A 20,793-nucleotide genomic window follows, 5' to 3' on the forward strand; every position below is an offset into this window, starting at 1 on the left:
CCTCGAACCTCGAACCTCGAATCTCGCAATCATTTTATCGGCAAATATATATCCGTTTGCAGGTCACATTCATCAACTTCATGGATGAGGTTGAGGTAATGAAAGAAGCAAGGGAAGTCTCGGACTTCTTCGCCGCTTTGCACCAGCCATTCACGGTATAAGTAGTAAACTGTATCGCTAATGGTGTCATGAGAGCCATTATGACGAACTACGGCGCAGCGTCCTGCTGGAATTTCACCATTTCGCACACCTTGCGGGTTTTCAGTAATCGGTGAGGTGATACTGCCTGCGAAGTCAAAACGAAACGCATGGTCTTCAGTGGTGGCCGGATCGCTATACGGGATCCCATACGTGTTACTGGTTTTAACAGGTGAAAAGCCTGATTCTTTGCGCCACTCAATAAATTGTGCAGCGGTATTCATCAGGGTATTAGCAGCGCCTTGGTGGGTTAATAAAGCCACCGGCTGTGCTTTAAAATCAACAATGTTTACATTCATAGGGCAAACCTTTTTGTCAGGTAATGAAAATTCAAACTGTGAGTGCCAATTAGGCCAGTTTGGTTTGCTTCTGAATTCGCTTGGCGACTGTGTAAAGGTGCGTTTAAAAGCACGACTAAATGCTTCTGGGCTATCAAATTGCGCTTCTAATGCAACATCAATGATTTTAAGTTGATGCTCAAATGCAAGTCGAAATGAGGCACGCTTTAAGCGCGCAAGCTGCGCATATTTGGTAACACTTAGGCCAACTCCAGCGACAAATAAACGATGAAAATGATACTTCGAACAACATGCTACCTCACTGAGTGTCTCCAGTGATAAATGTTCATCAAGATGCTGGCTAATGTAGTCACAGACTAACTCAATGCGTTGTTGTTGCTTCGTTTTCATGGTTACTCGTTAATGCTTTTCAGAAGTGGGGCCAGTTTGCCATGGCCCCTAAGTCGTTACCTGATTGAAATTGCGCATTTTGAGTTTAGTTGATAGCTGTCACTTTAAAGGTGTTTTGATAGAGCAACTGTTGGTTTGCGCCCATCACATCTAGTGTCCACGTACCTGGAGTCGATGTTTCATCTAAAGTGCGGTAGGTAGACCATTCGGTAATTGGGTCGCCCCACAGAGTCTGATAGTAAACAAAATCATTGAGCGCTTTATCGTCAGGAGTGAAGTGCCATTTGGTAAACACAACAAGTCGATCTCTACGAGTATCGAGGCCATCACGATTCATGTAAAACTCTATGCCAAAGCGTAGTTCATCATCGAGTTTATAGCTGAAATCTAATTGCTTTGATAGCTGTTCTATTTCAGGTTCACCGTTAAACTTATCGGAAAGTACTAGTTTAAATAAGCCTTTGCGTTCTAACTCCAAAATAGCATTCGGGTAATTCAAGCCATAAAGCTTAGCTAAGACACTGTGAAGACCTTTTAGCTCATTCTCGGAGTAGTTTCCTTCTTGCATAATGATTGATATTTGTTCTCGAACATGTTGGCGAGATTCATTATCAACTTTATTTGCATAGCTATTAAGCATAGATAAACACTTATCTACATCTCTGATTTCATTATCAGCGATACAATAGATAGAGGCTAAGTTAAATGCATTATCAATACTATGTTCTTTATCAAAGGCTGTTTGAAAGAACTCTTTTGCTTTATGATAATCCGGTTTAACTAGCTTACTCACAGAGTATATATAGCCTAAACGCTCCAGCGCTTGCTCATAGCCTAATTCTGCCGCTCGAGTGTAATACTCAATAGCTTTTTTAATATCGATTGGTCTATTATCACCACGATGATAATAACTACCGACATTAAACATTGCTCGGTCATGATCTAAGTTGGCAGCTAATTGGTAGTAGTCAAAGCTTTCTTTTTTACGATCAGTTTCTATTGTTTTACTGTCAAACGTATCTGCTAACAATATGGCATCACGTTGAACCGCTTTCTTTTCTGATTCAGTATAATTAGTCAATGTACTGTTTAGATTAAGTTTTCTTTCAAGAAAGTCGTTAGCTAAAGCTGCTTCTATTTGATCGTAATACCAATTCTGATGACCATGCCCTGAACGCTCGAAAAACGCTTTTTCTACATTATGACCTAAACGCTTTAAAATATAGTAAAAGCGATTACTTTGTTCAAAGCCCGATATTTCATCTTGCTTGCCAGCAATAATAAGAACTGGGGCTTTTAAATAGGTAGCCTGATAAACGGGGGAAATATCTTTTAAATCTTGGCTATATTCACCAACCGTACGCTCAATAAGCTCTTGATAATCTTTAGTTAAGGCATTATTACTTGCGTTATACAGTAGAGGTAAATCATAAATGCCAAAACTTGCAATCACGCATTCATAAATATCAGGGTGTTTAATTGCCAGCATAACTGCTGAATAACCACCATAACTTGAGCCAATAGAGCAGGTATGTTTAAAGCTATGTTGTGAACGAATATGAGCTACTGCGGCAGATATGTCTTGTTCGATAAGGTTACCAAATTGACCAACACCGCTTTCTAAAAACTCTTTACCAAACCCTGCTGAGCCCCTGAAATTAACTCGTAAAATTGAAAAGCCGCGGGAAGCAAGGTATTGCACCTCAGGGCTAAATTCATCACTTTCACGAATACCAATTGGGCCACCATGAGGCATCACTAATAATACCTGCTTATCGTTGTTAATAGGTTTGGTTAAGTAACCTTCAAGGTTAGTTCCATCGTAGGCTTTAAAGTTAAAAAACGTTGTTTTAGCGTACGTTGCGTCTTTATTTTTGGCGACAGAAAACAGTAACTCTATGTGATTTGTTTCTGATTGGTATAAATAGTATTTGCCAGGCACGGTGGCTGAGTGACTAAATAAAATTTGTGTCTTACCATCGATAGAGCTATCAACCCAAAAAAACTGTTCGTCTCCTAAAGCTTCCGCAACTTTGCTATGCAATTGCTCATAGGCGTCAATAAAATAATCGGTAGTATATTTACCATGCTTGATATACGAGGCGGCAATAAGATTGCCATTATCATCAAGCTCGGCGGACTGAATGTCATATTTGGGGTGTTGATAAAGTGTGTCGGTGATTTCTTGCGTGTTAATATTAAAAAGGCTAACCTGGCTCTTATCGGTATTCTTGTTGGTAATGACGGCAAGGTGATCTTGGTCAGTAAATCCAATTGGAAAAAACTGATAATCTGCGTCAGTGAGAGTAAAAATCGGGATCCACTTATTATTACCAATAAGCTTATAGAAGAACTGTAAACTTTTTTCTTCTTCATCAAATTTCGCAGTAAAAAGCTGTTGTTTGTGCTCGTCAAAGAAGTAGCTAAAAGCACCTTTTAAACCTTTCTCGATGGGAGTATAAGTGCTGTAATCATCACTGTATAAGGCTTTTAAGGGCACTTGATAAAGCAGTGTGTTTTTCTTATTAGGTTTAGCAAATAAGATATGTTCAGGATCACTGAGTAACCTATCTACAATGTAGCCTTTTGCTTTAACTCTATGCTGTTCAATTTTTGGATTTTTTTCGCCTTCAATAACATTCACGACGACTTCAAAGTCTCCACTAACGCGACTTTTTACACTGATAAAAATATCATCATCTGTTAACCATTGATAATTATAAAAATCATTATCCTCGTCGAGTTTGACGATATAGTACATTTTCATCGAATCCATATCGATGATATTGAGAGTTTTGGTTTTGTCTTCTTGCGCTTCTAAAAAGCTGATCCAGCGGCCACTGGGCGAAACCTTAACTTGGCTTTGAACGGGCGAATACATTAAGTCTTCACTCGACAATATTTCAGCATGCAAGGGAAAAATAAAAAATAATAAAATAAGTAACTTTTTCATTATTTTGCTTCCTTCTGCGAAAATGTTTGTTCCAAATAATCAAAGAATGAGTCTTCCCCTGGGCCGCCATAATTTAGCGAGCGACCAGACAAAATCGTAGGGAAGTTTTGTTCCATATATTGCAGTGCTTCAGAGCTTCTGTTTTCTAAAACAATATGAGAGCGTGTGTTCCAGTAACCTACAGTTGTTATGTCTAAATGGCCAACATAATTAACTTTGTTAGGGGCTAGAGTGAATTGCCAACTTGCTTCCTTGTTATCAAATTCAAGATAGGAATATTGATTTAAGTTTAAGCGTGTGATGGTGTAATCACCCAGTGGTAGATTCGCTAAAATATAATTGCTACCACTTCGAATGTCCTTAGCCGAAAGAACAAGCGACGTTGGGCCATCAATATAAATGGCTTTTAAACTGCGGTTAGTTTCAATGCCAATCAGTAGGTAGCCTTCATCGGCTTTAGATAGCGTGTCTTGGTCTTCTTTTATGTTGGTAACTTTAGATGCGCATGCACTTAATAAAAGCGCACAGCTAAGCAGCAATAAACGTCTCATTCCCTTGTATCTTATTGTTGTTATTTAATTCATTTTAAAATACTTAAAAATCGGAACTATGTGAAGCACAATTTGTGAATGAGTGTGAGAAGAGTTGAGTTGCTAGGCGTGAAATTTCTACGCACGAAACCAGATTGCACAATGAGAAGAGAATTACGAGCCGTCAGCTTTCAGTTTGAAAACCAGAGTTTCTAGTTACGAGAGTAAAGTTAGCAAGTTAGGTAAAGAGAGATACAAGCTGTCGTAGGCGTGAAATTTATTTCGCGCGAAGGTGTTTGTTTTGTGGTGGTGTTTGAGACGCGCCAAGCAAGCGTGACGCCTACGGCTGATTACAGCGTGAAGTTTATTAGCGTGTTGCGCGATATAAAATCGCGCTTACCGCTAGGTATTTTAATTTTCCTGATCAGCTTCTTGCTGTGCTAATTTTTCGCGTTCTGCCTTTGAGATGTAGGCCGGTTTATTGCTTTTATGCAATTTTGCATTGGCACGCTTATCTTTTTGCTTAAGTTTAGTGAAGATCTTTTTTCTGCGGTTCATGAGTCTAACAAACGAATTTATAGGGTGAGTGGCTATTGTACCTTGTTGGTATTTTTAAGCGATCTATTTTGCTTTAATTAGAGATGTTATGTCGGCGTTATAAGCGTTACAATCAAGGCGACTTTCTAAAAACCTTCTTAAACTCTGGAGCTTATCTTGAAACATTCATTACTTGCTGCATTTTTATTAAGTACTTTCTCTAGTCAGGCTGCTGTGTCTGAGCAAAGTGAAAAGCTGGCTAGCTACGCGGTAGAGCAATATCAACAAGCGCAAATTCATACCTTAGAGAATTTAGTTTCGTATCCAACGGTAAATAAAGAAGGTCTAGCGACTCCTGATAACCCAGATTTTATTGGCTTTAAGTCGTTCTTAAAAATGAAAGCGGCGCAGTTTGGTTTTGATTATCAAGATTTAGGCTACACAGTGTTAATTGGCATGGGTAACCAAGCTGACAAAGTAACCATAGTAACCCATGGTGATGTGCAACCTGCAGATGCCAGTAAATGGCAGCAAAGTCCTTTTAAAATGGATAAAACCTCTGAGCCAGGAAAGCTAATAGCTCGTGGTACAGAAGATGATAAAGGCGCAATTGCGACTGCACTGCATGCAATGAAGGCGATTAAAGACAAGGGTATTACCTTAAATAACCGTATTGAATTAATGGTTTACCTTGCAGAAGAGTCTGACTGGGCACCACTCGAAGAGTTCATGAAAACCTATCAGCAACCAAAATATGCTGTCACTATTGATGCTTCATACCCTGTGGTTGTTGCAGAAAAAGGCTGGAGCCTAATTGCGCCGACTTTCTCTGCGACCTCAGCACAAACAGGCTTATATGTCAGTGATTTAAAAGGTGGCGCCTTTGTTAGCCAAATCCCTGAAGATGCCAGCGTGATAATGCATAACGCTGATGCGGCGACAGTGGCTAAATTACACCACAATGTCGCTAAGCTTAAAAATGTCAAAGTGGCGATGACAGAGCAAGACAATGGCTTGTTAGTCCAAGTGAAGGGGATTTCAGCGCATTCATCTGAGCCAGAAGCGGGTGAAAATGCCATTGCGCACCTTGCAGAAATCTTTAAAGGTATTGATCTTGAGAACAATAGTGATGGTCAAGCCATTGAGTTTATCAATCAACTAATTGGCCTTGATTTATACGGCGCGCAATTCGGTGAAATTGGTTACAAGCATGACTTTATGGGCCCGATGACTGTTTCGCCTACCTTATTAAGCCGCGACGGTAACGACATTAAACTGTCGATTAATATGCGTCGTCCGGTAGGTAAAGAAGAAGCGGTGCTTAAGCAGCAAATTAATGAAGCACTTAGTGCTTGGCAAACCACTAATGGTGCTACGTTAAAAGACACTAAAGTTATTATTGGTACGCCAATGCTGTTAGATGGTGCGCCTCATGCAGAAGCATTACTCGATATCTTTAAGCACTTTACCGGCGATAAGGACGCGGGCTTTGTGTCAATTGGTGGTGGCACAAATGCTAAGCTGTTTGATAATGCGGTGTCATTTGGTCCATCAATGCCAGGTAAAAAGTACACAGGTCACTCAGAGCATGAGTTTATTACTGAAGAGCAGTTAGCACTGAACTTAAAAATGTATACTGCAATGTTGATGAAGCTAGGTAATATGTAATTCTATAAACTGAAAACGCCGCTTTATAGCGGCGTTCTTGTTTAAAACTGGTGACTCATTCCTATTTAGAATTGGGCAACAAACTTAAGGTTATAAAGTTCAGCAGAGCCGCTTTCAGTGTAATTCGCGGTTAAATAGTATTTATCATTAATAAAGTACTTACCTTGTAAAACGAGTTCAGAATCATCCAACCCTGCACCTATGGCATAGTGATCGCCGAAGTAGTAGCTGATCATGGCATTGCTTGCTGAATTATAAAGGCTGTCTTGATGGCCAACATCGACGGTAATGTAATGGCTACCGCTTAAATGATTAAAGTATCTGGCAGAGACATTCCAAACGTCGAGTTCATCATCTGTTTCTGCGCTAAAACCAAGGTAATCCTTATCGTTGATTTGGAGGTTATACTGCGCTTTCAAGCGGAAATAATCATCACCATAGCTACGCACATCCCTATTTACAGAGACTTTTAAGGCATCGGCAAATAAGTAGCCAAGTCCTAGCGTGTAATTGTCTAAATCCCTCACGTCCCTAATATCAGCTACAGCAAACCAGTTGTTAAAAAAATACTCGCCTGATAAACCAATATCGTTGTAATAGTCTCCTCCTGAGTAATTCACTCGAAAGTTTGTATCTGTATCTAGGTAACCATAATCATCGAGCACCCCCGAGCTTTGCTGCTCTTCAAAGTAGTAATGGCTTACTAATTGATAGCCATCAAAGTCATAATAGTCATTATTAATATGAGTGTATTCGATACTGTTGAACCATTGTTTACTTACTTGTTGTTCTGTGGCGATTGAGCAGTTTGAATAAGCAAGTGTTGCAAGAGCGATCGGGGCTAATTTTTTAATCATACATATCCTTGTTGTATTTGGTTTTGCTTCATAAAGATAATACAACGAGGCGGTAAAAAGAATGTAATAAAGTGTTGTGGGTCTGTTAGTTTGTGAAAAGGCCAAGCACTGCTTGGCCTACAGAGATTAATTAAGCGTTGTGGTGAGTGATATTTCGGCATTCATCAGTTTAGAAATAGGGCAGCCTTGCTTGGTTTTCTCACAAAGTTGCTCAAACTTTTCGAGTGAGACTTCTTTTATCTTTGCGCTGACATCAAGTGCAATGTGGCTCACTTCGAAGCCGTCATCAACCTCATCAAGGCTCACTGTTGCTTTGGTCGTTATGTCGTCAGCGACAAAGCCTGCTTCAGTTAGTGCCAGCGATAGCGCCATGCTAAAACAGCTACTGTGTGCCGCTGCAACCAGTTCTTCAGGGTTAGTACCTGGCTTATCTTCAAAGCGAGTGTTAAAGCCAAATGGCTGTTTCTCAAGCGCGCCACTTTGACTAGAAATATAGCCTTTGCCAGATTTAATATCACCAGACCAACTCGTATGTGCAGATTTTTTAATTGTCATCGTCATCTCCTTTGTAAATTTTTTCGACGACCGTGAAAGGCTTTCAGGGTTTTGTGCCGAAAACGGTGAGTTCACGATATAAGTGCAACTTAAACGCCAATATTCCTTTTTGCCTCACGCTTGCAACGTTCTGAGCAGTATTTAACATGCTGCCAATCACGTTGCCATTTTTTACGCCACATAAATGGCCTGTCGCAAACGGGGCAGGTTTTGCTGGGTAAATTCAGCTTTTTATGAGCCATGGCGTTGTCTTTTAAGGCTTATCACATGCTTATGCAGTACGGCTTTTGTGCCACGTTTTACGTCATCACGTTCTCGAAATGACCATAACCGCTCACGTGCTTGTTTGGCTGCGTGTTCAATATCGACCATGGGCTCTGGGTAGTCTTCGCCTTGTTTAAAATTATTAAACAAGGCTTCCATTGGCGGTTGTTGCCATGGCTGGTGGAGATCTTCTTTGGGTAAGTTTTTAAGCTCAGGGCACCATGTTTTTATAAATATACCATCTGGGTCTTTGTCTTCAGATTGCTTTATTGGGTTATACAAACGAATGGTGTTAGTTCCTGTGACCGATGCTTGCATTTGGATTTGTGGGTAGTGAATACCCGGCTCAAAATCTAAAAAATAACGCGATAAAATAAAGCTGACTGATTGCCAATGAATGTTCATATGATGAGTCATAAAGCTGACTAACATAGCGCGCATTCGAAAATTAATGTAACCCGTTGCTGCGAGGCAACGCATGCACGCATCAATAATAGGAATACCTGTTTGACCTTGCTCAAAGCGCTTTAAGTGCTCTGCAACGAGTTCATCATCGCGATAGGGGTAATGTAGGTAGCCCGCGTTTTGCGGTGCAAACTCCATGCTGCATTGAGTTTCGAACTTTTGCATAAAATGGCAATGCCAATGAAGCCTAGATTCAAAAGCATGTAATGAGCGACGCCAGCTTAAAGGCTGCTTTACTAAATAGTATTTTAGGGTTTGATAAACTTGTCTGAGGCTCAGGTTGCCAAAAGCTAAGTAAGGCGAAAGCCTAGAGCATGAACCTCTACTTTTGGAAGGACTTGAGATGCCACTTTGGTAGTTTTTTGCACGCTCTTCTACAAAGCTCTGTAGGCAAGCTCTAGCTGCATGAGGGCCACCATATTGAAACTGCGGGTCGTGCTTTAGAAAATCATTAACACAGGTCGCGGCTTGGTAATTATGAGGCAGCACTGCATTAAAGGCTTGCCAATTTGGCGTTACAAGACGTTGGTTCATCACGCCATGCCAATGTGCTTGCCAATCAAACTGTTTTGGCCGCGCTCGTTTTACACCTCCAAGTGGCGTTTCGTGCCATGGAATTGCTTTACTGTTTAGCCAGCGTGTGACCTGTTTATCTCGCTCAAATGTATTGTTTAGGCCTATTTCTTGATGACTATAAACCCCTGCAATATCAAAATCTTCACTGAGGGTTTCTAACAAGGTAATCATTTCTTGATTATAAATGGCGATTTCAGCGTTGTATTTTTCAAGTTGTTGGTTGATGTCTTTTAGTGACTGAGCAACAAAACGCCAGTGCCTTAAGCTGTAATGGGGGTCGTCGAGTAATAGAGGCTCAAAATTATAAATGAGTAAGCAAGGCAGGTCTGATGCAATCGCACTGGCAAGTGGTTGATGATCAGACAGTCTTAGGTCACGTTTGAACCAAACAAGATTTACTTTTTGTTTTTTTGAGTCTGCCATAAACGTGGAGTTGAAAAAGTGTTTTGCTCTTAATACGTAACAAGTTACAACTTCGATTAATTGCTACAACGATCCACAAAGTTTCCACATTTGTAGCATATTGCCCACACACTTTTGAATGATATTCAGATTATGCTTATGGTCAATTGAATGACATAAGAGGTTCGCTATGAAGCATTTATCTGCACTTTCTGTTTTAGCTATTTCGTTGTTAGTCACAGCGCCCGCTTGCTTTGCTCGCGACCATCAAGGCGGTCCACCCCAGCGACCTGACTTTACGACGATTGATATTGATGGCAATGGGGTGATTGATTTTACTGAGTTTAGTGAACAGCCTATGCCAGAAGATATGCTGCAAACCATTTTTAATGACATGGATACTGATCAAAATGGTGAAGTAACTGAAGACGAGTTCAACAACCATAAACCACCAAAACGTAAGGAAAATCAACGATGATCAACAGTGTCTCATCGGGTGCGAATTTTCAGCCCATGCAACGACCGCAAGCAGAGCCGTTAACCAGTGAACAGACAGAGTTAATGAATGAAACTTTAGCTCAGTTTGATCCTGAAAACTTAACTGCAGAAGATGCACAATCTATTATGCAAACATTTAAAGATGCGGGTATTCAACCAGGTCAAGAAATGGAAGCAATTATGGCTGAAGCAGGCTTTGATGCCGCTGAAGTCGGTGAATTAGGTCGTCCTGAAGGTGAGCGTCCTCTTGGTCCGCCACCACCTCCGCCTAGTGGTAACTCACTTGAGCAGGTTGATACTGAAGAAGTTGTCAGTTATTTAGATGAGTTGTTAGCGCAATATTCTGATCAACTGGGAGAAGAAGATAAAGAAGCGATTCTAGCCTCTGTGCAAGAAAAGTTTGGTTTATCTGAAGGTGAATCGCTGTTATCGGTCACAGCGTAAATCACAAAGCGGTCATGATGACCGCTTTTTTATGCTCTGCTAATTACAGTGCTGCAGCAAAAGTCTTTATTTCGTTTTGTGCTGCTTCTAAGCTTTGCTCTGCACCCGGCATCGCAAGACCTTCGGCATAAATAAAATCAACGTCAGTCATACCCACAAAACCAAGTACATCTTTTAAGTATTTAGTTTGTGTATCCATGTCAGTGCCTTGATACAAACCACCACGTGCTGCAAGTACCACCACTTTCTTGTCTGCAATTAAACCTACAGGGCCTTGCTCAGTGTATTTAAACGTAATACCAGCACGAGCAATACGATCAATCCAAGCTTTGAATGTTGATGGAATTCCAAAGTTGTACATTGGCATACCAATAACAATCAGTTCGTTATCGTTAAGTTCAGCAATTAAATCGTCAGAAATTGCAGCAAGTGCTTTTTGCTCATCGCTACGCTCGTTTGCATCAGTCATCCAAGCAGCCATTTCTGTCTGCGTTAAGTGAGCAATCGCATTGTCGCTTAAATCGCGCGTTGTTATTGAAATTTGTTGGTTGTTAGCAAGTTGCTCAACAAATTGTTGGCTAAGTTTGGTTGAATTACCTTGTTCACCATTTAAAGATGAATTTAACACAAGTACTTTTTTCATCATGTCACCTAAGAAAACTGAAGTAGTGCAGCCATTATAATTATCAAAAAATAAATTAATAATGCTATTAATCGAGTGTTATGTTCGTTTTAAGCGAATGAAAGATATGCCTAAGTTTTTTTGAGTTAGTCTTTTTTTGTAATTTAATGTTAATATTGTCGGAACAATAAAAAATGGACTTTACTATGAAGTACTTACTGCTTACATTTTTTGCAGTGCTGAGCTTAATGCCCCGTGCTGCTGAAAACACGCAACTCCCTGTAGAATCATTTGCCTCTTTACGGGCTTTTAGCCAAGTAAAATTTTCGCCAAGCGGAACCCACATATCGTTTATTCGAAATGTGAATGGTGAGTTGGTTTTAATGGTTTATAACCGCAAAACTAAAGAAGCAGATGCTGTTATTCGTTCAGATAATCACACTATTTTCTTCGATTGGTATGAGTGGGCGAATGATGACGTTTTGTTACTTGGAGCCCGCTACATTCAACGCCAATTTGGCGGCCCTAAATACACCTCTACGCGTTTATATACATACAATATAAATGGTGATGGTAAGGCAAAACTAGCTATAAAGCCGAACTTTAACCGTGATGAACGCCAACCGCAATTTGGTGATCAGGTCATCAGCTTTTTACCCGATCAAAAAGATAAAATTTTAGTTCAAGGTGACTTTGATGTTGCCAATGCCCCTGGCGTGTATGAACTTAATTTAAGTACACTTCGTAAGAAAAAAATTCAGCGCTCACGCAGTAAAGTGATTGATTGGACAGCAGACCGCCAAGGTAATGTGCGTATTGCCCTTAAAATGGATGAAGACGAATTCGAATATATTCTTTACGATGAAGATAGAGATAACCGTAAAACGTTATTTAAATATAAAGCATTTACCCCTGATGTAGTGACTGTTTTGGGCTTCGATAAAGACCCTAATATTCTTTATTTCAAAGCTCTTAAAGATGGCTATGATGCGCTTTATAAAATGGACCTAACGACCATGAAAAAAGAGTTAGTGTTCAGCGATGATAATTATGACTTCGACGGTCATATTTTCTACTCACCACTTACAGGTGAAGTAGCAGGCTTTACACACTCTCAATTAGATGAAGGGATCCGTTACTGGAATGAAGATTTAAATAAGCTCTATACAGGTTTACGCGCTGTTTTACCAAAAGATAAATTTGACATAGATATCATTGATACCAGTAAAGATCAGCGCCAATATGTGCTTTATTTAACAAGTGATGATAGTGCTGGAACTTACATGATTGGGAATCGCGATACCAGTGAGCTAACGGTATTTGCAAGTGCATTCCCAGATGTAAATGAAACAGTTTACAGCGGTAAAAAGAAAATCAGTTATAAAGCCCGTGATGGTTTAACTATTGAAGGGTATTTAACTTTACCTGTGGGTTACAAAGAAGGCGATAAACTACCCACTATTGTGTTCCCGCATGGCGGGCCAATGGCTCGTGATTACGCTGGTTTTGACTATTGGACTGCATTACTTGCTTATAATGGTTATGCAGTACTACAACCAAACTTCCGTGGTTCTAGTGGCTATGGCCATGAATTTGAGATGGCTGCAGTTCAAGGTTTTGGTAAAGAAATGCAAGATGACTTGCAAGATGCGGCGAATTGGCTTGTTGAGGAAGGTATCGCTAATAAAGATAAAATCTGTATTGGCGGGGCAAGTTATGGTGGTTATGCTGCATTAATGGCGGTGGTTAAACACCCAGAAACATTCAAATGTGCAGCAAGCTTTGCAGGCGTTACTGATCTTGAGCGTATTGTTAGTAAAGCGCGTTATTTCACTAATAAAGAAATTGTGCGTAAGCAATTTGGAACTGATGGCGATAAACTTGAAAAGGTTTCACCAGTTAATTTTGCAAAGCAAATTAATCGTCCGGTGCTATTGGTTCATGGCTCTGATGATAATGTAGTGCCTGTTTATCATAGCCGTGAAATGGATGATGAACTTAAAGACGAAGGTAAAGATGTTACTTACATTGAGCTTGAAGATGGCGATCATTACTTATCGCACCAGCCATACAGAATTAAAACGTTGAAAGCGTTTTTAGAGTTCTTCGATAAGAACTTGAAAAACTAGAATTAGCAAAGAAAAGGCGACCTAGGTCGCCTTTTTTAATACCTGATTCTGCGTCAATTTTATTTATAAGCTAATTCAGCATCAATATTGCGCATTAAGTTGGTAACCCAATTGATATATTGGCGGTGGATTTTTTTGCCATTGTAATCAAGGTTTATCGAATCTTTGTAATCAATAGAGTATTCTTGCTTGTTAAACGTAATATCAACGCGTAATTGGTGTTTACGAATATCAAGTTTACCTAAGATTTGGCCTTCGGCATTTGAACGACACGTCCAGCCTAGTTTCATACATGCTTTTAAAATATTGGTTTTGATACTTTCAAGGTCATGTTGGCCAGACGCCATTTGCGGTACAGGGTTTGCGTCAAAGTTACGAATAGGCACACTGGTGCTACAAGCAGAAAGTGTAAGTAGGGTAAAAAGTGCAAGCGCTGCCTTTTTCATAGTAAGTCCTTTTTGGAAATAAAATCAGCGCGATTATGCGCTTTTTTTACCCGAGGGTCTAGGCATCGGGTAAAAACCACGCACTAATTGCACCAAGTAAGCCTAAGATACTGTAGAAAAAAATTAACTCAGCAGTCGTTAAGTAGGTATTTAGTAAGCCCACGCTACCTAGCAGTAATAATATAACTCCGATCACCGTATTACTAACAGAGACATAGTCAGTGCGCTTGTTTCCTTCAGCCATATCAACAAGGTAGGTCTTACGACCAAGGCGAACCCCTTGATGAGCTACGGTGAGTAAAAAATAACAGAGCGGTAATAGCCAAGACTCATTGAGCGTTTGTGGGCTCAGATAAGCAACTAAATAAACGGCGAAACCGTTGAGGGTGACGAGCATTGCAGCAAATACTAATACTTTGCGACTCGATAAATCACTTAATCGACCCCAAATTGGCGCAGAGACTAAGCTGGCAAGCCCAGAAAGCGCCATAAACGTAGCAAGTAGTGAAAAGTCGAAAGCCTGTTCACTAGCAAGAACGATATAAAACGGGGCGCTCAAAGCAGAACATAGCAACAACGCACGAGTGATAATAAAGTGGGCAAATTGTTTATCTTGGTAAAGCAGTTTTAATTTTGACAAAGCATGCAAAAAGCCGTTTTCAGCGCCCTCGGTTGCGCCCTTGTATTCTTGAATGCGACTATAGCTGAGCGCTGCAAACAGCCACATTAAAGCGGCCAGCATTAAAGCAACATACACCCCATTTTCATAGCCAAGACTTTGTAGATACCATAAACCAAGACCAAAGGTGAGCGTTGCAAATCCGGCAAAACTCGCAGCAAGACCGCTAATACTGCCTCGTTGTTGTTTAGGTATGACCTTGCCTAATACATCTTTTGCAGCAATGGAATTAAAGCCACGAGCAAGGCTAAAGATAATCAAAATAGCGATGATAGCAAAACCTGCTGTTGCACCTTGAAGTGTTAAAGCACAAATAAGCATGCCTACAATACACAAAGCTTGCACTATGGCGCCAATCACCCAAACCCACTTTCTAACAGGCAGCCTACGAATAGCACTGGCGATGGCCAGTTGTGGCAACATTGAGCCTGACTCACGAATAGGCACAAGCCAAGCAATAAAACTACTTGGTACATTAATGCTTTGCAGTAGCCAAGGCAGAGTCACTTTAGGGTTTAGCAGGGCATCTGCAAACTTACTAAATAGTTGGCTCACTAATAAAGTAATAAAATTGCCGGGCACCACTTTACAAGCAGTTTCATCAATCGCTTTACAGGCACGGGCATCTTCGGTATTGCTAAGACGTTGATAGATATCTTCTTTACTGAGCTTTTTCATACTTTTTATTTTTATGAAAAAGGGCCGTTAAGCCCTTAAAAATCTTCCTTAGAGTGGCGCTCTGCTAACTGCTCAGCTTCATCACCCCAAGTTCTATTGACTCTACGACCTCGTTTTACAGCAGGGCGGCGCTCAATTTGTTTTGCCCAGCGCATCACATGGCTGTATGACTCAACATCTAAGAACTCTGCCGCATCGTATAAATTGCCAAGTACCAAGCTGCCATACCAAGGCCAAATAGCGATATCGGCAATTGAATATTCGCTACCAGCCATATAGTCATGGTCGCTTAAATGACGGTTTAATACGTCTAGCTGGCGTTTTACTTCCATGGTGAAGCGATCAATTGGGTACTGCATTTTAAATGGTGCATAACTATAAAAGTGACCGAAGCCTCCGCCTAAGTAGGGGGCAGAGCCCATTTGCCAAAACAGCCAATTACGACATTCTGTTTTACTGGCGTGATCGCTTGGGATCAGCGCATCAAACTTTTCTGCCAGGTATTGTAAAATTGCACCTGACTCGAACACGCGAGTAACGGGTGTGGTACTGTGATCCATTAAGGCTGGGATTTTTGAATTAGGGTTAACACTGACAAACCCTGAAGAAAACTGGTCACCATCGCCAATTTTAATTAAAAATGCATCGTAGTCGGCTTCATCAATACCAAGCTCTAATAGCTCTTCGAGCATGATAGTGACTTTTTGGCCGTTTGGTGTCGCAAGCGAGTAGAGTTGTAGGTCATGTTTACCAACGGGCAAGTCTTGCTCGTGGGTTGCACCTGAGACCGGACGATTTGTCTTCGCCCATTCACCACCGTTTTCTGCATCCCATTGCCACACTTTAGGTGGCGTATAACTGTCGGTATTACTCATTGAAACTCCTAAATTGTGCTTTAATGAATGTCATTACGAGACTACCATCCTAGTTGATCAGATAGAGCAAGGGAAGTACAGTTATTAATTATGAATAACAAGGAGGATGACATGAAAAAGCATGGTTTAGCCATTGGCCTTGAGCGCACTGGCACGACTTTTTATCTCACAATTAAAGTAGTCGGAAAGCTCACCCACGAGGATTACAAAACTCTCACCCCTCTTATCGATAATGCTGTCGCGGCAGTTCCGAGTGCAAAAATAAGAGCCTATGTTGATATTACTGAGTTAGAAGGCTGGGAGTTACAAGCAGCGTGGGATGATTTTAAGTTAGGCCTCAAACATAACAAAGAGTTTTGCCGTATAGCTGTGCTTGGTAACAAAAACTGGCAACAAGTGGCAAGCAAAGTGGGTAACTGGTTTATCAGTGGTGAAGTGAAATACTTTGAAGACCCGATCATTGCCACTGAGTGGTTACACGAATAAGGAATTAAGTGATAGAAAACAGCCAATTAAAGGTGGCGACATTTAATTTATATAATTATTTAGCGCCACCTGACGCCTTTTATGATTTTCAGCGCATTTATAGCGCTGAGCAATGGGCCAAAAAGCAGCGCTGGCTGGCCGATTACCTTAAAAATCAGCAGCCAGATATTATTGGCTTTCAAGAAGTGTTCAGTATCAATGAACTAAAACAACAAGTTAACGCAGAGGGTTACCCCTATTTTGCAGTCGTTGATGAGCCAACGGTGATTGATGATTTTATTTATCGCGATCCGGTTGTGGCCATTGCCTCACGCTTTAAAATTGTTGCTGTCAGTCAGGTTGAGGCAGAACAAGATGATATTTTAGCGATGGGCTTGAGCGATAATTTTAACTTTAGCCGCTGTATTATTCGCGCGACACTTGAAGTACCTCACTTAGGACACGTCGATTGCTATGTAGTGCACTTTAAATCAAAGCGCAGCATGCTCCATCACCAAGATGATGAAAGCCAAAGCGAACAGCAAAACTTAGTTATGCAGTTAAAATCGCAAGCCCTTGGGCGCTGGGCATCAAGTATGCAGCGTGGCAGTGAAGCAGCGCTGTTACTCGTTGAAATTATTAAGCGCAGAGCGCACACCAATAACCCTGTGATTGTGATGGGGGACTTTAATAATGAGTTACACGATGGTGTGCTTAACCATTTAATCGCTGACCACCTTCGTTTTAGCGGTCTTAGGCAAAATAGCCCACCTCGTTCAGAGTTCAAACTACAAGATAGTTGGCAACTCTATCAGCGCCATGTTGTCACTGAGAACGAAAGAGAGGCCACCCACTATTTTGGTAGTAGCAGCTCAGTATTTGATTATATTTTGTTATCCCGTGAGTTTGATGCCGGGTTTCAGAGCAGCTTTTTTGAGGTAGTTGATTATCACACCTATGATCAGCACTTAATCAACCCACAGTTTGCCTATGATGATCAAAGTACCGACCATGGCGTTGTGATGGTGACAATGAAATTAAGAGACTAACTTATAGCTTTCAGCTTTCAGCTTTCAGCTGTCAGTTTAAAGCTTAGGGCTCTTTTGTTTATCACGCTTTGCCATAATATAGCCGATTAGTGCGCCGCTGATTGCGCCGAATAAATGGCTTTCGAATGAAATATGAACGCGCTGCGGAAAAACACCCCAAATCAGGCCGCTGTATAACACAACAACCGCAATACTGATTAAAATGGCTTTGAATGAGCGGTGCATAATGCCGTAGCTAATTAAATAGCCCCATAAACCGTAGATAACACCACTTAGTCCTACATGAATATTGCTGCGGCCAAATAGCCATACTAGTAATCCACCAATGAGCGCAGTACCGGCAAACACCAGCCAAAAGCGTTTAACGCTAAATTGGCAAACTAGCCAGCCGAGAATAGCAAATGGCACTAGGTTACTAAAAAGGTGTGCCCAGCCACCATGTAAAAATGGCGCAAAAAATACCCCTGATAAACCAGGCATCTGCCTTGGTAATATACCTAAACCGTTTAAATTTATGCCGGGTAGGGAATTAACTATTTGCAGTACCAAGCACACCAGCATAATGCCGAAAATTGCGAATCGTTTACTACTGATAGGAGGAATTTTGACAGTTTTTTTTTCAGTCATGATGAGAAGCTCTTAAATCAATGTGACCGAATGAGTATAACTTATTAAAAGTGAAGGTAAACACCTTGATATGCAAGGTGTTTACTAAAGGTCTAGGGCATGTTGACCTAGTCTAACCTAATTTGGTCAGTAGTTTTTTCGCGGCAAGCTCAGAGCTTGCAGGGTTTTGCCCTGTAATTAGTAGGCCATCTTCAATTGCAAGCTCGCCCCAGTCATCAGTTTTTTGATACTGACCACCTTGTTTGATTAATTCATCTTCAACAAGTAATGGCACAACATTGGTAAGCTGTACGGCATCTTCTTCTGAATTACTAAAGCCTGTTACTTTTTTATCAAATACCACAGATTTACCAGCGGCATTTTTCGCATTCAATAATACGGCACTGGCGTGACATACTGTACCCACTGGTTTCTCTGAGTTAAGAAATTGCTCAATTAAGCTAATCGAATCTTGGTTATCAACTAAATCCCATAACGGACCATGGCCACCTGGGTAAAATACCGCATCAAAATCATCGGCTTTAACTTCAGCAAGAGGTTTAGTATTAGCCATTAAAGTTTTTGCTGCGCTGTCTTGCTCAAAACGTTTTGTGGCATCGGTTGCCGCATCAGGGGCTGCACTGTTTGGATCAACCGGAGGTTGGCCACCTTTAACAGAGGCTAAAGTTACCTCTACACCAGCATCAATAAAGGCGTAGTAGGGTGCTGCAAATTCTTCGACCCAAAAACCCGTTTTATGGCCTGTATCGCCAAGCTGATCGTGTGAAGTAAGTACCATTAAAATTTTCTTAGCTGACATAGTGAATCCCTTTTTGTGTATTAAACATCGTCGATAACACTATAGGGGTGAAAATAGAGTTAAACAACGCAGATAAATTTGACTTCATTGGATTAATAATTGATACAATGATTCAGGTTCGGTTAGGAGTTTGTATGAAAGTATCGTTTGAGCAGCTAAAAAGTATGGTGGTATTTGCCCACATTGTGCAGCAAGGCAGCTTAACTAAAGCGGCTCAACAACTTGGTCTATCAAGGGCTGTAGTTAGTTATCACTTAAAGAAATTAGAACAGCAATTAAAGCTCACGTTACTTAACCGCTCAACGCGTACCATGACCCTCACCGAAGCAGGTATGGCTTATTATGAACGTTGTCAGGCTATCACCGAGCACGCTGAGGCTGCTAACTTACACCTTGAGAACTTAAAGAGTGAACCGGTTGGGGTTATTAAATTGAGTTGCCCGGTGAATGTAGGCTTGCAACTTGTGGTACCGGCACTTGCTCAGTTTAAGCGTTTGTATCCGAAAATTGATATTGATTTACAGCTTAGTGATGATGTGGTTGATATCATCAAAGAAGGCTACGACTTAGCGATTAGAGGCGTGGCCCTTGAAAGCTCAAACTTACAAGCCACTAAACTTGCAAGTATGGCGACTTGCTTATGTGGTTCAGTCGATTACTTTACAAAATACCCTATACCAAAGAGCATTGCTGATTTAGCAGAGCATACATGGGTGGTGTATCAACCAAGTAGTGCTGTTGTCACGCTCGAAAAAGAGAAACGCCGCTTTGAGGTGGCAGTTAGTGGTGGCATAAGTACCAATAACGCTGCTGCACGAACTGCCTTTGTAGAAGCTGGGCATGGCTTAGCTAAAATCCCAGTTTATGATGCATTGCCAAGGATCAAAGCAGGATTGTTACGCACAATCTTAGATGATTACAAAACTGCCGATATTGAACTCTATGGCGTATTCCCGCCAGGGGCGGCGGGAAGTAAAAAGCTGCGGGTTTTACTCGATTACTTGAAGGATTATTTTACTAATCAAGTAGCCACTATGACGATTTAAACAAGTGTGCGATTAAATAAAGCGACTGCTTGTTGATACATGCCGATGGCAAGCACTGGGTCGTATCGGTCGCCTTCGTCGCGCATAAACGCATGTTGGGCGTTCACTTCTTGCCACTGGTAATTAATGCCTGTTGCCACCGCTTGTTGGTAAATTTTAAGGCGGCCTTCTTTTGGTACATGAGGGTCTTGTTTACCCCAAACAAAGTGGATCTCACCTTTAATATCTGCCATGCGCTCAAATGAGTTATTACCTGCTTGTGCTGGTAAAGTATCGCTGTGTATATCTGTCGCGTATAAACAAAAAGCGGCTTTGATACTTGGGTTTAATGCAGCACGGTATGCAAGGTGACCACCAATACATACGCCCATCGCACCTACTTTTCCTGTGCAGTAATCTTGCTGACGTGCAAATGCAATTAAGGCGTCAGTATCTGAGTCATGGCTCTCAAGCGGTTTTGCCCATTTGTCGGCATTGCCTTTGTCTTTACCTGCATCATCATAGGCAAGTACTGTCCCAATAGAATTTAACTCATGAAAAACTTCTGGCACTAACACGACAAAGCCATGACCAGCAAGTATTGCCGCAGAGCGTGCAATTGGTGCTGTTTCTTGGAAAATCTCAGAATAGAAGATAATACACGGGTATTTACCTTCTTCTACAGGACGATAAATACTGGTGCGCATTGCGCCTGTGTTGGTCGCTATGTCGTGGCTCTGGTGCTGAATAATCATGTTTATCC

The 20,793-nt window shown here is 41.1% G+C and carries 23 protein-coding genes; 8 read left to right on the forward strand and 15 right to left on the reverse strand.

What is annotated here, in order from left to right; all coding sequences use genetic code 11:
• Positions 1-29: 29 nt before the first annotated feature.
• From CWC02_RS05315 to CWC02_RS05325, 3 genes are all read right to left on the reverse strand, one after another.
• A complete protein-coding gene (locus tag CWC02_RS05315) occupies positions 30-887 on the reverse strand; it encodes an AraC family transcriptional regulator (protein ID WP_138616877.1) in 858 nt (285 codons plus the stop codon).
• An 85-nt stretch (positions 888-972) separates the two neighbouring features.
• On the reverse strand, positions 973-3,840 hold the full coding sequence (locus CWC02_RS05320; protein ID WP_138616879.1) for a prolyl oligopeptidase family serine peptidase: 2,868 nt from the start codon (positions 3,838-3,840) through the stop codon (positions 973-975).
• Positions 3,840-4,391 (reverse strand): hypothetical protein, encoded by a 552-nt coding sequence (locus CWC02_RS05325; RefSeq protein WP_138616881.1) that lies wholly within the window; start codon positions 4,389-4,391, stop codon positions 3,840-3,842. The genes CWC02_RS05320 and CWC02_RS05325 overlap by 1 nt, the downstream gene beginning before the upstream one ends.
• 249 nt (positions 4,392-4,640) lie before the next feature.
• Here CWC02_RS05325 and CWC02_RS20730 point away from each other — a divergent pair, with 249 nt between their 5' ends.
• Positions 4,641-4,814, forward strand: a complete 174-nt coding sequence (locus tag CWC02_RS20730) for a hypothetical protein (RefSeq protein ID WP_171043819.1) — start codon at positions 4,641-4,643, stop codon at positions 4,812-4,814.
• On the opposite strand, the gene CWC02_RS05330 is transcribed toward CWC02_RS20730, so the two are convergent.
• Positions 4,782-4,928, reverse strand: coding sequence for a DUF2986 domain-containing protein (locus CWC02_RS05330; protein WP_138616883.1), 147 nt, complete (start codon positions 4,926-4,928; stop codon positions 4,782-4,784). The genes CWC02_RS20730 and CWC02_RS05330 overlap by 33 nt on opposite strands.
• A 213-nt stretch (positions 4,929-5,141) precedes the next feature.
• Between CWC02_RS05330 and CWC02_RS05335 the strand changes: the two genes are divergently transcribed.
• A complete protein-coding gene (locus CWC02_RS05335) occupies positions 5,142-6,575 on the forward strand; it encodes a dipeptidase (RefSeq protein ID WP_502705397.1) in 1,434 nt (477 codons plus the stop codon).
• Between the two features lie 65 nt (positions 6,576-6,640).
• Here the strand turns inward: CWC02_RS05335 and CWC02_RS05340 are convergent, their stop codons facing one another.
• The 4 genes from CWC02_RS05340 to CWC02_RS05355 all read right to left on the reverse strand — a co-directional run bounded on the left by CWC02_RS05340 (position 6,641) and on the right by CWC02_RS05355 (position 9,715).
• On the reverse strand, positions 6,641-7,432 hold the full coding sequence (locus CWC02_RS05340; RefSeq protein WP_138616887.1) for a putative porin: 792 nt from the start codon (positions 7,430-7,432) through the stop codon (positions 6,641-6,643).
• Positions 7,433-7,558: 126 nt separating this feature from the next.
• Entirely contained in the window at positions 7,559-7,987 is a 429-nt protein-coding gene (locus tag CWC02_RS05345) for an OsmC family protein (protein ID WP_138616889.1), read from the reverse strand.
• 89 nt (positions 7,988-8,076) lie between these two features.
• Positions 8,077-8,229, reverse strand: a complete 153-nt coding sequence (locus CWC02_RS05350) for a DUF2256 domain-containing protein (protein WP_082389187.1) — start codon at positions 8,227-8,229, stop codon at positions 8,077-8,079.
• Entirely contained in the window at positions 8,219-9,715 is a 1,497-nt protein-coding gene (locus CWC02_RS05355) for a cryptochrome/deoxyribodipyrimidine photo-lyase family protein (protein WP_138616891.1), read from the reverse strand. Before CWC02_RS05355 ends, CWC02_RS05350 begins: the two co-directional genes overlap by 11 nt.
• 169 nt (positions 9,716-9,884) lie before the next feature.
• Here CWC02_RS05355 and CWC02_RS05360 point away from each other — a divergent pair, with 169 nt between their 5' ends.
• Together CWC02_RS05360 and CWC02_RS05365 are read left to right on the forward strand one after the other, a co-directional pair.
• Positions 9,885-10,172 (forward strand): EF-hand domain-containing protein, encoded by a 288-nt coding sequence (locus CWC02_RS05360; protein WP_054551812.1) that lies wholly within the window; start codon positions 9,885-9,887, stop codon positions 10,170-10,172.
• On the forward strand, positions 10,169-10,636 hold the full coding sequence (locus CWC02_RS05365; RefSeq protein ID WP_138616893.1) for a hypothetical protein: 468 nt from the start codon (positions 10,169-10,171) through the stop codon (positions 10,634-10,636). Before CWC02_RS05360 ends, CWC02_RS05365 begins: the two co-directional genes overlap by 4 nt.
• Before the next feature lie 43 nt (positions 10,637-10,679).
• On the opposite strand, the gene CWC02_RS05370 is transcribed toward CWC02_RS05365, so the two are convergent.
• Entirely contained in the window at positions 10,680-11,279 is a 600-nt protein-coding gene (locus tag CWC02_RS05370; protein WP_138616895.1) for an FMN-dependent NADH-azoreductase, read from the reverse strand.
• Between the two features lie 185 nt (positions 11,280-11,464).
• Between CWC02_RS05370 and CWC02_RS05375 the strand changes: the two genes are divergently transcribed.
• Positions 11,465-13,387 carry an alpha/beta hydrolase family protein gene (locus CWC02_RS05375; RefSeq protein ID WP_138616897.1) on the forward strand — a complete coding sequence of 641 codons (1,923 nt, stop codon included), beginning with the start codon at positions 11,465-11,467 and terminating at the stop codon, positions 13,385-13,387.
• 59 nt (positions 13,388-13,446) lie between these two features.
• Here the strand turns inward: CWC02_RS05375 and CWC02_RS05380 are convergent, their stop codons facing one another.
• Genes CWC02_RS05380 through yghU form a run of 3 tightly spaced genes read right to left on the reverse strand, consistent with a single transcriptional unit; the run spans position 13,447 to position 16,065 of the window.
• The gene (locus CWC02_RS05380) at positions 13,447-13,833 is read right to left on the reverse strand and encodes a hypothetical protein (protein WP_138616899.1); all 387 of its coding nucleotides are present in this window, start codon (positions 13,831-13,833) and stop codon (positions 13,447-13,449) included.
• A gap of 58 nt (positions 13,834-13,891) precedes the next feature.
• Positions 13,892-15,190, reverse strand: a complete 1,299-nt coding sequence (locus CWC02_RS05385) for an MFS transporter (RefSeq protein ID WP_138616901.1) — start codon at positions 15,188-15,190, stop codon at positions 13,892-13,894.
• A 35-nt stretch (positions 15,191-15,225) separates the two neighbouring features.
• Positions 15,226-16,065 carry a glutathione-dependent disulfide-bond oxidoreductase gene (yghU, locus tag CWC02_RS05390; protein ID WP_054551806.1) on the reverse strand — a complete coding sequence of 280 codons (840 nt, stop codon included), beginning with the start codon at positions 16,063-16,065 and terminating at the stop codon, positions 15,226-15,228.
• 111 nt (positions 16,066-16,176) lie between these two features.
• On the opposite strand from yghU, the gene CWC02_RS05395 reads away from it, so the two are divergent.
• Together CWC02_RS05395 and CWC02_RS05400 are read left to right on the forward strand one after the other, a co-directional pair.
• Positions 16,177-16,551 carry a SpoIIAA family protein gene (locus CWC02_RS05395; protein ID WP_058585519.1) on the forward strand — a complete coding sequence of 125 codons (375 nt, stop codon included), beginning with the start codon at positions 16,177-16,179 and terminating at the stop codon, positions 16,549-16,551.
• Between the two features lie 8 nt (positions 16,552-16,559).
• A complete protein-coding gene (locus tag CWC02_RS05400) occupies positions 16,560-17,579 on the forward strand; it encodes an endonuclease/exonuclease/phosphatase family protein (RefSeq protein ID WP_171043820.1) in 1,020 nt (339 codons plus the stop codon).
• A 36-nt stretch (positions 17,580-17,615) separates the two neighbouring features.
• Here CWC02_RS05400 and CWC02_RS05405 read toward each other — a convergent pair whose 3' ends face one another.
• Together CWC02_RS05405 and CWC02_RS05410 are read right to left on the reverse strand one after the other, a co-directional pair.
• Positions 17,616-18,206, reverse strand: a complete 591-nt coding sequence (locus CWC02_RS05405) for a rhomboid family intramembrane serine protease (protein ID WP_138616903.1) — start codon at positions 18,204-18,206, stop codon at positions 17,616-17,618.
• A gap of 112 nt (positions 18,207-18,318) precedes the next feature.
• Positions 18,319-19,005: a type 1 glutamine amidotransferase domain-containing protein gene (locus tag CWC02_RS05410; protein ID WP_138616905.1), complete on the reverse strand. Its 687-nt coding sequence runs from the start codon at positions 19,003-19,005 to the stop codon at positions 18,319-18,321.
• A 134-nt stretch (positions 19,006-19,139) separates the two neighbouring features.
• Between CWC02_RS05410 and CWC02_RS05415 the strand changes: the two genes are divergently transcribed.
• Positions 19,140-20,051, forward strand: a complete 912-nt coding sequence (locus CWC02_RS05415) for a LysR family transcriptional regulator (RefSeq protein ID WP_138616907.1) — start codon at positions 19,140-19,142, stop codon at positions 20,049-20,051.
• On the opposite strand, the gene CWC02_RS05420 is transcribed toward CWC02_RS05415, so the two are convergent.
• Positions 20,048-20,785: a dienelactone hydrolase family protein gene (locus tag CWC02_RS05420; protein WP_138616909.1), complete on the reverse strand. Its 738-nt coding sequence runs from the start codon at positions 20,783-20,785 to the stop codon at positions 20,048-20,050. The two genes, CWC02_RS05415 and CWC02_RS05420, sit on opposite strands and share 4 nt — an antisense overlap.
• Positions 20,786-20,793 lie beyond the last annotated feature (8 nt).

Origin of the sequence: Pseudoalteromonas sp. S2721, assembly GCF_005887425.1 — a bacterium.
Classification (GTDB): domain Bacteria; phylum Pseudomonadota; class Gammaproteobacteria; order Enterobacterales; family Alteromonadaceae; genus Pseudoalteromonas; species Pseudoalteromonas simplex.